Annotated in this window: 12 protein-coding genes and 1 pseudogene; 5 read left to right on the forward strand and 8 right to left on the reverse strand. The window is 64.9% G+C overall.

Annotated elements, in window-relative coordinates; translation table 11 throughout:
* Positions 1 to 176: pseudogene (locus tag AX703_RS27545) on the forward strand (UDP-glucose 4-epimerase GalE); the annotation flags it as partial.
* 9 nt (positions 177 to 185) lie between these two features.
* On the opposite strand, the gene AX703_RS19640 reads toward AX703_RS27545, so the two are convergent.
* Positions 186 to 908: a hypothetical protein gene (locus AX703_RS19640; RefSeq protein WP_062346531.1), complete on the reverse strand. Its 723-nt coding sequence runs from the start codon at positions 906 to 908 to the stop codon at positions 186 to 188.
* Between the two features lie 175 nt (positions 909 to 1083).
* Here AX703_RS19640 and ykgO point away from each other — a divergent pair, with 175 nt between their 5' ends.
* A complete protein-coding gene (gene ykgO, locus AX703_RS19645; protein ID WP_011446910.1) occupies positions 1084 to 1209 on the forward strand; it encodes a type B 50S ribosomal protein L36 in 126 nt (41 codons plus the stop codon).
* 146 nt (positions 1210 to 1355) lie between these two features.
* Positions 1356 to 1964, forward strand: coding sequence for an HAD-IA family hydrolase (locus AX703_RS19650; protein ID WP_062346533.1), 609 nt, complete (start codon positions 1356 to 1358; stop codon positions 1962 to 1964).
* A gap of 168 nt (positions 1965 to 2132) precedes the next feature.
* Here AX703_RS19650 and AX703_RS19655 read toward each other — a convergent pair whose 3' ends face one another.
* The 4 genes from AX703_RS19655 to pepN form a co-directional block, all read right to left on the reverse strand.
* A complete protein-coding gene (locus tag AX703_RS19655; protein WP_062346536.1) occupies positions 2133 to 3008 on the reverse strand; it encodes an OmpA family protein in 876 nt (291 codons plus the stop codon).
* Between the two features lie 226 nt (positions 3009 to 3234).
* Entirely contained in the window at positions 3235 to 3864 is a 630-nt protein-coding gene (locus AX703_RS19660; protein ID WP_039337246.1) for a glutathione S-transferase, read from the reverse strand.
* A gap of 4 nt (positions 3865 to 3868) precedes the next feature.
* Entirely contained in the window at positions 3869 to 4630 is a 762-nt protein-coding gene (pgeF, locus tag AX703_RS19665; protein ID WP_062346542.1) for a peptidoglycan editing factor PgeF, read from the reverse strand.
* Complete coding sequence (gene pepN / locus AX703_RS19670) at positions 4627 to 7293, reverse strand: aminopeptidase N (RefSeq protein WP_062346544.1); 2667 nt, start codon at positions 7291 to 7293, stop codon at positions 4627 to 4629. Before pepN ends, pgeF begins: the two co-directional genes overlap by 4 nt.
* Positions 7294 to 7349: 56 nt before the next feature.
* On the opposite strand from pepN, the gene AX703_RS19675 reads away from it, so the two are divergent.
* Positions 7350 to 8198, forward strand: coding sequence for a hypothetical protein (locus tag AX703_RS19675; protein WP_062346546.1), 849 nt, complete (start codon positions 7350 to 7352; stop codon positions 8196 to 8198).
* Here AX703_RS19675 and AX703_RS19680 read toward each other — a convergent pair.
* Both AX703_RS19680 and AX703_RS19685 read right to left on the reverse strand, forming a co-directional pair.
* Positions 8108 to 9016: a DMT family transporter gene (locus AX703_RS19680; RefSeq protein ID WP_039337315.1), complete on the reverse strand. Its 909-nt coding sequence runs from the start codon at positions 9014 to 9016 to the stop codon at positions 8108 to 8110. The genes AX703_RS19675 and AX703_RS19680 overlap by 91 nt on opposite strands.
* A 26-nt stretch (positions 9017 to 9042) precedes the next feature.
* Positions 9043 to 10059 (reverse strand): low specificity L-threonine aldolase, encoded by a 1017-nt coding sequence (locus tag AX703_RS19685; RefSeq protein ID WP_062346548.1) that lies wholly within the window; start codon positions 10057 to 10059, stop codon positions 9043 to 9045.
* Between the two features lie 63 nt (positions 10060 to 10122).
* Between AX703_RS19685 and AX703_RS19690 the strand changes: the two genes are divergently transcribed.
* Positions 10123 to 10413 carry a GNAT family N-acetyltransferase gene (locus AX703_RS19690; RefSeq protein WP_039337238.1) on the forward strand — a complete coding sequence of 97 codons (291 nt, stop codon included), beginning with the start codon at positions 10123 to 10125 and terminating at the stop codon, positions 10411 to 10413.
* Here the strand turns inward: AX703_RS19690 and AX703_RS19695 are convergent, their stop codons facing one another.
* Positions 10414 to 11388, reverse strand: coding sequence for a PAS domain-containing protein (locus AX703_RS19695; protein ID WP_197423780.1), 975 nt, complete (start codon positions 11386 to 11388; stop codon positions 10414 to 10416).
* Positions 11389 to 11551: the final 163 nt, after the last annotated feature.

Raw genomic sequence — 11551 nt, forward strand, 5'->3', positions numbered from 1 at the left:
GCAAGATCGTGCGCGAGATGCAGGGCCGCCGTCCAGGCGATCCCGCCGCGCTGATTTCCGACAACAGCCGCATCAAGGCCACGCTGCCGTGGGTGCCGCGCTATGATGATCTGGACACAATCGTCACCCACGCCCTGGCCTGGGAGCGCAAGCTGGACGAGATTCGCCCTGATTGAGTTTGGACCCTAGCCACCGATTGACCGGAACACGCCGTCAGGCTGGCAGAAAAAGCGCCCCTGCCGGCCTGCGGTTCTTTCGATCGTGTTCCATTCGTCCATCCGGTCGGTCCCGAAGGTCAGCGAAAGGAACACCGCGCGCTCGTCGAGCCGGCCGACGGCGGTGGAGTGGACGAAGCCCGAGCCGAACGCCACGCCCTTGCCCATGCGATAGCGGTATTCGCGTTCCTCGCCCCTCACTGAAACATAGGCGAGGCCCATCGCGCAGGCGTTGGGGGTCAGCGGTGCCATCACGGTGAAGGCCGTGTTGCCTTCCGTCAGCCAATCGCGGTGCATGTCATGCGCCTCGCATCGGCTGCGGGTGACGAAGAAGCCGGAATAGAGCCGGATCACGGCATCGTGCGCCACGAACGGCGCGACCGCCTCGTCGAGCCTGAGCCGACGCAACAGGCCATCGAACCACCAGTAGGTCGCCTCGTCGGCATTGCTCAGCCAGCAGATATCGCTCTTCCATGCCGCGGGACGCTGGTTGTAAAGCCACTGTCCGCCGGGCAGCGTATACGTCGCCTTGTCCTCTTCCATTCTCCGCGCGGCCTCGGCCAGCGGGGCAAGCTCGTCGAGAATCGCTTGTGGCACATCGAATTCGAGCACGTTCCTGGCCATCAGCGAGGGGTTGAGAAAGACCGACTGCCCGGGCTTGTGCAGCAGTCCTGTCATGATCGAAGAGGTCATCCGCCCGGTTCCCGTCCATCCCGCGAGGCCCCGCCCGCATCAGCACGATTTGCATGCCCATGACGGCCGGGCAAGCGCCATCCTCGGCACCTGCAGGGTTGACTTGGGTCTTTGCCCCCACTAACGGCCACGCTTCAGTTTTCAGCCCGGTCAGCTTCGGGCAAAGGGATTCGACATGAAGATTCGCAACAGCCTGAAGTCGCTCAAGGACCGCCACCGGGACAACCGCGTGATCCGCCGCCGTGGCCGCGTCTATGTGATCAACAAGACCCAGAAGCGCTTCAAGGCGCGCCAGGGCTAATTCACCAGTTTCGGTGCAGTCTCGCGACGGCGGGGCTGCACCGGAAACCGACAGGCTTCTGCAAAAGCCACGCAGCCCCCGCCGAAATGCGGGGGCGCAGTCGTTTATGGGCCGCGCATCGCAGGATCGCGAATCGAGAGGCTGGCATGTCCGTAGAAGCGGTAGTCTGGGACATCGGCCGTGTGCTGGTGCAGTTCGACCTTTCCGGCATCTACGCCGAAGCGATCCCCGATCGGGCCAAACGCGCCCGATTCGTCTCCGAAGTCGTCACTGAGGACTGGCACGCCCAGCATGACGAGGGCGTACCGTTCGCGCAGATGGTCGCCACCCGCACGGCGCAGTTTCCGCAATACGCCGACCTGATTGCGCTCTACGCCAGCAACTGGCTTGCCAGCCTGCCGGGTCCGGTGCCCGGCACGCACGAACTGATCGAGCGTCTGGCCGCGCGCCAGGTCCCGCAATACGCGATCACCAATTTCGGCATCGAGTCATGGGGCCTGTTCCGCCCGACCTTCCCGATTCTCGACCACATGGGCGACATCGTGATCTCGGCGGTCGAACGGCTGGTAAAGCCCGACCCGGCAATCTTCCACCTCGCTGCCCGCCGCTTCGGTCGTGCGCCCGAAACCATGCTGTTCATAGACGACAACGCCGCTAACATCGCGACGGCCAGGTCGCTGGGGTGGCACGTCCACCACTTCGTCGGCGATCCCGATGTGCTGGAGCAGCGAATGCGCGCGCTGGGCCTGCTCTAACCCCGCTTCTCACCTGCAGAAACAACGTCACCCCGGACTTGCTCCGGGGTCCCGCTTCCTTCTTGGCCACGGCGCCAACCGAAGCCGGAAGCGGGACCCCGGGTCAAAGCCCGGGGTGACGGCAAGGGGGAGGAGAGAGGTGTAACGCACCCTCTCGCCCCCACGTGATCAAAGCCCGTCGATGGCCTTGCTCACCAGCACGTTCACGGCAACGCGGCGGTTCTGCGCCTTGCCTTCCTCGGTCGAATTGTCCGCCGCCGGATCGGATTCGGCCATGCCGGTCGGCGTCAGCATGCGGTAGGGCGCCCAGCGGCACTGCTGCTGCAGGAAATTGATCACGCTGGCGGCGCGCTTCTCGCTCAAGGTCTGGTTGTATTCCTCGTCACCGACCGAATCGGTATAGCCCACCACCAGCATCAGCGCGTTCTCGGTGCCGTTTGCCATCGAGGCGGTCTGGCACAGCTCGGCCTTGGCCTGCGGGGTCAGCGCATACTTGCCGGTGTCGAAGTAGACGTTTGTCGTTGCCTTGATGTTGTATTTGTCGATGTCGCCCATGCGGCCCTTGAGCGCGGCAGTGGCAGCGGTCTGTTCGGCAAAGCCTTGCGCGGTGCCGTTGCGGATCATCTTCGCGGTCTTGAAGTCACCGTTGCGGAAGGTGATCTGGCTGGCCAGCAGCGCCTCGCCCGCCTGCATGGTCTTTACCGTCACGGGCAGGCCATTGAGCAGGTTTTCCGTCGTCAGCTTCTTCGATCCGAACAGGCCGGTGCTGGCCTTCACCGTCGTGGCGTCGTTGAAGAACACGATCGTGCTGGTGCCATCGTCGGCAGTGACCTTCATCTTGTCGCCCTTGCGCGCGGTGATGATACCCTTGACCTCGGGGCCCTTGGTCATCGCCGAGGTATCAGGCACGACCTCGCCTTCGACGATGATGTTGGGGTCCTGCATCCCGTTCTGCTGTGGCTGAGCGACAGCCATGGCGGAAACCGATGCGGCAGCCGCAGCGAGCAGCATCAGCCTTGCGCGCCGGGGGGTAGTGGTAGTCATCGAGAACGCTCCTTGCGACCTTCAAAAAGGTGTCGGTGTTGCGACGGAACTTTCCCGCAGATGAACGATCCCGCCCGGGAACCCGATTCCGGGCACTGGCAGCGCCAAGCGTGCGACGAACCGAGTGGGCCGTGCACTGATGAAGGACGGAATGAGCCCCTTTTTCTTGACCCTCCCGCAGGCGGGAGGGGTTGGGGGTAGGCAAGAAGCGCTGCCGCCCGCCACCTCAAGGGAAGGGAAACACCACCGGCAAATCGCCCTCGCGCCAAGGCGCGAACTTGCCCATCACGCTCGCGAACAACGCAGACTCAAGGTGCGCGCAAAGCCAGCGCTGCAGGTGCGGCAAAGGCTGGCTCTCGAACCAGACAGGGTCCGTCGCCGCAAACTGCCGCACGAACGGCATCACGGCCATATCGGCAAGGCCCCGCTCTTTCCCGCACAGTTGTCCGTGCTCTGCGAGCCGCGAATCCAGATCGGCAAGAAACGCCAAGCCGCTTTCCCGATGCTCCAGCGCATTGCTGTCATGCCGCTCCGGATACTTGTAGCGATCGAGGTCATGCTTGAATGGCCCGTCGTTGCGCGCGATCAGCCCCGCATCGTCGCGCTCCAGCCAGCCTTCGGGATCATGCTGCAAGAGCGCCCAGTGCATCACGTCGAGGCTCTGCTCGATCACCGCGCCGTCGGGAAGGACCACCACCGGCACCGTCCCCTTGGGCGAGGCTTCGAGCATCGCGGGCGGCTTGGCGGAAAGCTTGATCTCGCGCAGCTCCACGCTCACGCCGCTGACCGCAATCGCCAGTCGCGCCCGCATCGCATAAGGGCAGCGACGGAAGCTGTAGAGGACCGGCAATGCCATTGGCTCAGCCGCGCAAGGCGATCAGCGAGACCTGCCGGCCGTAGCCCGGCTCCTGGCGGTGCGTGGCGCGGCGGAAGGAATAGAACCGCTCTTCCTGCGCGTACGTGTCCTCGCCCATCATCCCGACCTTGGTGAGGCCCGCATCGCGCAGGCGCAAGGCGACATAGCCTTCAAGGTCGAACCAGGCATGGCCCTCGCGCCCGGCCCGGAAGAAGCGCTCGTTCTCGCCCGCCTGTTCAAGAAACCGCGCTTCGAACCCTGCGTCCACCTCGTAGCTCTTCTGCGCAATGCAAGGGCCCACCACTGCGGCGATGTTCTGCCGGTTCCCGCCCAGCGCTTCCATCGCCGCAATCGTCGCATCGGTCACGCCCGTAAACGCACCCTTCCAGCCCGCATGTGCCGCGCCGACCACGCCTGCACGCTGGTCAACGAACAGCACCGGCGCGCAGTCTGCGGTCAGCACGCCAAGGACCAGGCCAGGGCGGTCCGTCACCAGGGCATCGGCCTTTGGACGATCCGCGTCGGCCCAAGGTTCAGTCACGGTCACCACGTCAGGCGAATGAATCTGGAAGCAGGTCTGCAAGGTCCCGCCCGGCAGCACCGCCTCCACTGCACGTCGGCGGTTTTCGGCAGTCAGCGCCGGGTCATCCTCGCTGTAGCTGACATTGAGCCCCGCAAGGTCACCCGTGCTCACCCCGCCCTTGCGGCCAAGGAAGCCGTGGGCGGCGCCCGACAGGAGCGGATGGGTAAGCGCCTCGACCCTCACGCCTCCAGACTCTTGCTCACCTGCTCGCGCACATCGCGCGACAGCGTCGGCTCGGCGGCGATCCGCTCCAGCTCGGCCCGCATCAGCGCGGCGCGGCCTTCCTCGACCTTCTTCCACCGGCCGAGGTAGGGCACGAAGCGCGCCGCCACGTTGCCGTTTATCGGGTCCAGCTTCAGGATCAGGTCGGCGATCAGGCGGTAGCCTTCGCCGCCTTCCCGATGGAACGCCTGCGCATTGGCCGCAAACGCCATCCACAGCGCGCGGACGCGGTTGGGGTTGGTCATGGTGAAGTCTGGATGCTCGGCCAATGCCTTCACATGCTCGGTCGCCTTGGGATTGAGCGAGCCTGCCTGCAGCGAGAACCACTTGTCGATCACCAGCATGTTGCCGGCAAAGCGCGAGTGGAAATCGGCCAGCGCCGCTTCGCGCTCGGGGCATTCGAGGCTGCACAGCACCATGAGCGCGCCCTGGCGGTCGGTCATGTTGGTGGCGGCATCGTACTGCGCCTTGGCGCGGCGTGCGGCTTCGGCGGGATCGGCGGCCCCGAGATAGACGAGCGCCTGCGTCTTGCACTTGCGCGCGCCCCGCGCCTCGGCGGCAAGGCTGTAGGGCACGGCAGAGACGCGATCGTGCAGGGCCAGCCACTTGTCCTTCAGCGTCTCGCCCAGCCAGCGCTTGAGCCCCTCGCGCTCGGCAAAGATGCGCGTCGGGTCGGCGCGGGTCAGCTGCTCGGCAAGGTAGGCCTCGCCCGGCAGGATCAGCAATTCGCCGCGCATCAGGTCGTCCAATGCGGTGTCATCGAGAATCGCGCCCATCGCCGCGCCGATTGCACCTTGCGATTCCTCGCGCTTCTCCAGCGTCCCCGCCACGGCGCCAACCAGATGCCGCACGATCAGCTGCTGCATCGCCTCATAGCGGGCGAAGGGATCGTCGTCGTGGCGGGCGAGGAAGACGAGGTCCTCCGTCGTCACCGGCGCAACGATCTCGACCGGCGCGGAGAAGCCGCGGTTGATGGAAAGGACGGGGAGCGAGGTGAAGCCCTCGAAGGTGAAGGACTGCTCCGGCTCGGTCAGGACGATCAGTTCCTCGCCGTGGTGCTTCCCCGTCTCGCGGTCGAACAGCGCGATGCGAAGCGGGATCACGAACGGCTTCTTGTCCGGCTGTCCGGGTGTGGGTGCAGTTGTCTGTTTGAGCGTGAGAGTTACCCCTCTGCCTCCGAGAGTTGCCGCTTCGCCCTCGAGAGTTGGATTTGCCGCATCGAGCGTCATGGCAACGCTCACGCGCGGGGTTCCGGCCTGTTCGTACCAGTTGCGGAACTGCTTCAGGTCCAGCCCGGCGCCATCTTCGATAGCCTTTACAAAGTCTTCGCAGGTAGCCGCCTCGCCATCGTGGCGATCGAAGTAGAGCGTGGTGCCCTTCAGGAACCGCTCCGGGCCCGCCAGCACGGTCATCATGCGGATCACCTCGGCCCCCTTGTTGTAGACGGTCGCGGTGTAGAAGTTGCTGATTTCCTGATAGGAATCGGGGCGGATCGGATGCGCCAGCGGCCCCGAATCCTCAGGGAACTGCACGGCGCGCAGAATCCGCACATCCTCGATCCGCTTGACCGGCGCGGAGCCGCGGTCGGCGCTAAACTGTTGATCTCTAAGGACAGTGAAGCCTTCCTTGAGGCTCAGCTGGAACCAGTCGCGGCAGGTCACGCGGTTGCCCGACCAGTTGTGGAAGTACTCATGCGCCACCACGCCCTCGATCGCGTCGTAGTCGCCGTCGGTTGCCGTCTCGGGATCGGCCAGAATATAGCGCGTATTGAAGACGTTAAGGCCCTTGTTCTCCATCGCTCCGGCGTTGAAATCGCTCACCGCGACGATGTTGAAATCGTCAAGGTCATACTCGCGCCCATAGACGTCCTCGTCCCACTTCATCGAGGCGATGAGCGAGCGCATGGCGTGGGTGGTGCGCTCCTCGTCGCCGGGGCGGACGTAGATCGCAAGATTGACCTTGCGGCCCGATTTTGTCGTGAAATTATCGCGGTTTGCGACCAATTCACCGGCCACCAGCGCGAACAGGTACGAAGGCTTGGGCCAGGGATCGTGCCACTCTGCCCAGTGGGTGCCGTCGCCATTGTCGCCCGCGGCAGTGGGGTTGCCATTGGACAGGAGCACCGGGAACAGCGCCTTGTCTCCGCTCATCCGCACCGAATAGACCGAGAGCACGTCGGGCCGGTCGGGGAAGAAGGTGATGCGGCGGAAGCCCTCGGCCTCGCACTGGGTGCAGAGCAGGCCGTTCGAGGCGTAAAGCCCTGAAAGTTGGGTATTTGCCGTAGGATCAATCAGCGTTTCGATGCCGACGTCATGGGCATCGCCGGGAAGTTCGATCACGAGATCGGCGCCGTCCATGTGCCAGTCATTGTGGGCGTGGCCATCGACCGTGACAGACTTTGGCTCGATCGCATCGCCGTTGAGGCGCAAAAGCGAAGTGCCTGTGCCTGCGGGATTTTTCGCCACCTTCAGGGTCGCCTGCACCTTCGTCGCGTTCAGCGAAAGCGCGAAATCCAGCGCGATTTCGGGAACGAGCCATTCGGGCGGGCGATAGTCCGCGCGCCGAATGACTTGCGGGGGGATGACCTGTGGGGCGACGACGGGCTGGCTGGAGAGATCGTTCATGAGGCTGAACTTAGGAACGCGTGCGCGGTGGGGCAATCGCGGTTATCAGGCTTTTGATGGGAAACTTGCTGATCTTCGGAATGGGCTACACCGCGCAGGTGCTTGCGGCGCGGCTGCGGGCGCGGGGCTGGACGGTGCGGGGCACGGGCAGCGCAGGCGATATCGCCTTTGGTGACAAGGCCTTGATCGAGGCCACGCTGGCACGGGCAACGCACGTGCTGTCCTCCGTTCCACCCCTGCGAGAGGGCGGCGATCCGGTATTGCAGGCCTATGGCGGGGCGATTGCTGCCGCGCCGCTCGAGGCCATCGGCTACCTGTCTTCGACCGGCGTCTATGGCGATGCGGGCGGGGCCTGGGTGGACGAAAGCTCAGGTGTCGGCACTGGCAGGCGTTCGGCGCGGACGCAGGCGGACCTCGACTGGCAGGCGCTATCGCCCAAGGTGCGGGTGTACCGCCTGCCCGGCATCTACGGGCCGGGGCGCAGTGCGTTGGAGCGGGTGGCCGAGGGCAAGGCGCATCGCATTGATATTCCCGGGCAAGTGTTCAGCCGCATCCATGTCGACGACATTGCCAGCGGCGTCATCGCGGGGTTTGCCGGGCCTGCCGGCGTCTACAACCTCGCCGATGATCTGCCCTGCAACCAGAACGCGGTGATCGAGGAGGCAGCGCGGCTGCTGGGCGTTGCGCCGCCGCCGATGCAATCGCTTGAGGAGGCGAACCTTTCGCCGATGGCTCTGGCGTTCTATGCCGAGAACCGGCGCGTGGCGAACGGCAAGGCCAAGCGGCTGCTCGGGTGGAAGCCTGCCTATCCGACCTATCGCGATGGGCTGCGGGCCCTTAGCGCCAGCACGAGGCCGAGCATCGCCAGTGCCGAGCCAGCAAGCGCCAGAACCGACCAGCGATAGCCTTCGAACGCGGTGGAAAGCAGCATCGCGACGACCGGCACCAGCACGCCGTTGTAGGCCCCGCGCCCTGCGCCGAGGCGCTGAAGCAGGCGGAAATAGAGCGGGAAGGTGACCACTGAGCCGATCAGACCAAGGTACAGCACGCCAAAGATGTAGCCGGGACGCATGTCGAACTGCGGCGGACCCTCGACGGCCCACGCGAAAGCTCCGTCCATGGCCGCGCCGAACAGCATTGCCCAGGCCAGCATGGGGATCATCGGCGTGCCACGGGCCATGGGGCTGGCCTGCAACACGTTGGCGGACGAAGCGCTGAACAGCGCGGCGGTGGTGAGGGCAATGCCGGTCAGGACTTGTCCCTCGGGCGGGGCCATGCGGTATTCGTGCAGCAGCAGCAGGGCGATGCCCGCCCCCGCCACCGCCGATCCGACGAGGAAGCCGCGCGTCACCGGCTGCTTGAGCACGATCCAAGCAAGCAGCGAATTGGGCACAATCAGCAGCGCGAAAAACACCGCGACGATGCCCGAGGTGAGGTGATGTTCAGCGCGGTACACGAATTGGAAGTTCATGACGAACTGAAGCAGGCCCAGCAGCGCTGCGACTTTCAGCGTGCTGTCCGAAACGCGCAAGGATTCGCGCCGGACCAGCGCAAGCGCCGCCATGCCGATGGCGGCTGCGGTAAAGCGCCAGGTCACCGACCAGCTTGGCGGCACGCTGCCGATCTGGTCCTTGATCACCAGCCAGGTCGAACCCCAGATCAACGCGACGAGGAAGAACGGCCCGGCAACGTCCCATTGCCAGAACTTCGCCTGTCCGGGCAATTCGTGTCCCGCTTGTCCCGTCTCGGTCACAGCGCGGAGATGGCGCGGGCAAGCGCGCAGGCGTGGGCCGGGTCGGTGTTCCAGGCGGTGACAAGGCGCGCGGCGCCCGGGGCACCTTCGGGTGCCGTCCAGTCGTAGAAGTCGAAGCCCTGCGCGCGCAGTGTCGCTTGCTCGGCGGGCGAAAGCACCACGAAGATCTCGTTCGCTTCGACGGCATGGAACACGCGCGATCCGCAGGCCTGCGCGATTTCCTGCGCGGCGGCATTGGCGGCGCGCGCATTGTTGAGCCACAGGTCATTCTCGATCATGGCGAGGACCTGCGCGGCAAGGTAGCGACCCTTCGATTGCAGGTGCCCGGCGCGCTTGCGGCGGTAACAGACAACATCGGCCAGTTCCATGTCGAAGAATACCAGCGCCTCGGCGTTCATGCCGCCATTCTTGACGCAGCCGAAGGTCAGCACGTCGACGCCGGCCTGCGCAGTGACTTCGGCCGGGTGGCAGCCCAGATGCGCAACGGCATTGGCAAAGCGCGCCCCGTCCATGTGCAGGCCAAGGCCGCGACCTTGCGCCAGCGAGCCGATGCGGGCGACTTCCTCTGGCGTATAGACGCGGCCATATTCTGTGGCTTGCGTGATCGATATGGCGTGCGGCTGGACCTGGTGGACGTCGTTGCGGATCGGGTCGATCACGCGCTCGATCGCCTGCGAGGTCAGCTTCGCGCCTTCGCCCTCGGCCAGCATCAGCTTGGCACCGTGGGTATAGAAGCCGGGCGCGCCGCCTTCGTCCATCTCGATATGCGCCTCGCGGTGGCAGACCACGCCGCCGTGGGGTGGCACCATCGCGGCGAGCGCCAGGCAGTTGGCCGCTGTTCCGGTGGCGACCCACAGCGCGGTGCATTCGGTGCCGAAAAGCTCGGAGAAAGCCTCGTCCATGCGCTGCGAGAGGGCATCGCCGTCATAGCCCGAATCGGGCGCATCGGCGGCACGCATGGCATCCCAGACCGCGGGGTGGACAGCGGCGGTGTTGTCGGAGAGAAATTTCATCGGAAACCGCAATGTCGGGAGCGGCGTTTCGGGTCAAGCAGTCACAAAAGGACAGGAAGCACAATGGCCGACGTCAGCATCACTCATCTCGATCAGGGCGCGCGCGGGGAATACCACGCCAAGGTCGAAGGCAGCGACGCAATCGGGCGGCTGACGTATCAACGGAACGGTGACGTGGTGGTGGCCGACCATACTCTGGTGCCCACCGAAATCGGCGGTCGCGGGGTGGCGGGCGAACTGGTCAAGGCGCTGGTGAAAGACGCGCGGCAGTTCGGCTTCAGGATCGTGCCACAGTGCAGCTATGTGGAAGCGGCGTTTCGCCGCCATCCGGAGTGGGCCGACCTCAGGGCCTGATCAGGCTATCCTCGGCAGGGACAGCATGGCGGCTAGGCCGCTGTCCTGCCACTCGATGCTGAACGTGCCTCCGCGGGCGGCGCAGATCCGCTCGATCAGGGTCAGCCCCTGTCCGCCCGAGCGTGATCTGGCGACCACAGGGCGATCGGACTGTTCCTGCCAGACGATAACGTGGCGCGTCTCCAGTCCCTCGCCTTCAGTGCGCGCGTCAAGCGCGATGCTGCCACCGTGCCCGATGGCACCGTGCTTGGTGGAATTGACGGTCAACTCCCCGACGACCAGCGAGATCACGTCGGCCTCCCGCCGATCAACCTCCTGGCTGGCGGCGCAATCAAGCTCGACCCGCGTGCCCTGTGCCGTGCGAAAGGGGAGAATCAGCGTGGAGAGCAGATCATGCAGGTCGGATTGGTCGGTCTCGCCGTCAAACAGGGTCTGTGCGGTGGCAAGGGCCGAGATCCGCGCGACCATGTCGCTGGCAAACTCCGTGTGGGTCTCGTTTCCGCGGGCAACCGTGCGCAACATTGCGCAGACCATGGCGAAGCTGTTCTTCAGCCTGTGGCGCATTTCCGACAGCAGGATCTTCAGCGCCTCGCGATCGGCATGCAGCTGGCTGACGTCGCGCGAGATGGAGATGTAGCCGGCGTGTTCGCCATCAGGGGCGCGAACCGCGGAAAGGCTGACTTCCCACCAGCGAGGCGTGCCCTTGGCGGTGGGGCAGAACGCCTCGAGGCGCACGACGCCGCCTGCGCTGGCGTCGGCCAGGGCAGAACGGATCACCGGCTGGGTATCCTCCGGCCAGAGTGCCGCCCACTCCTGACCGCTAAGTAAGTCGAAGTCCTCGATTTCCATCGCGCAAAGGCCGTTGGGATTCATCCACAACAAGTTGCCCTGCGGATCGACCAGCTTTACGCAATCGGTGCTCTGTTCAAGGACGTGGGACAGGCTTTCAGGAGAGAGTTCTGCTCTAGACAGCATCCGGGAGCCCCCACGCGCGATCAATACAGCATAAAGCCGCAGCGCTACGGCAGGTTCCATATATCAAAAGTAAGTTTTTGCGGCAGACCATGCTGTGTCTGCGGGGAAATGGTGCTGCTGGGGAGGATTGAACTCCCGACCCTGTCTCTTATACACATCTCCG

The organism is Novosphingobium sp. CCH12-A3 (assembly GCF_001556015.1).
GTDB lineage: Bacteria > Pseudomonadota > Alphaproteobacteria > Sphingomonadales > Sphingomonadaceae > Novosphingobium > Novosphingobium subterraneum.